Source organism: Zoogloea sp. LCSB751 (genome assembly GCF_002028455.1).
GTDB lineage: Bacteria > Pseudomonadota > Gammaproteobacteria > Burkholderiales > Rhodocyclaceae > Zoogloea.
Genome location: NZ_MWUM01000123.1, coordinates 1 through 314 on the forward strand (window position 1 = coordinate 1; position 314 = coordinate 314).

Here is a 314-nt window from a genome sequence, read left to right on the forward strand (position 1 = left end):
AATTTTGAATTAGACACCACCATCAGCCATACCCGTCAGCAAATTGGCGTAGTGCGCCGCGTGAGTGTGTCAGTTGCGGTGGACTTTAAACCGGGCGCTGCGGGTGAAAATGGCCAAGTGGCACGCGTTGCCCGTACCGAGCAAGAATTAACCAATATCCGCCGTTTACTGGAAGGCGCGGTAGGCTTTAGCGCACAGCGGGGTGATGTACTTGAGGTTGTTACCGTTCCCTTTATGGATCAATTGGTTGAAGATGTGCCTGCCCCTGAACTTTGGGAGCAACCTTGGTTCTGGCGTGCGGTTAAGTTAGGTAT

Annotated in this window: 1 protein-coding gene; it reads left to right on the top strand. The window is 52.5% G+C overall.

Annotated elements, in window-relative coordinates; genetic code table 11:
• Nucleotides 1-314 (top strand): flagellar M-ring protein FliF C-terminal domain-containing protein (locus B4920_RS26020; RefSeq protein ID WP_305847124.1); only part of this gene is annotated, 314 nt, incomplete at both ends.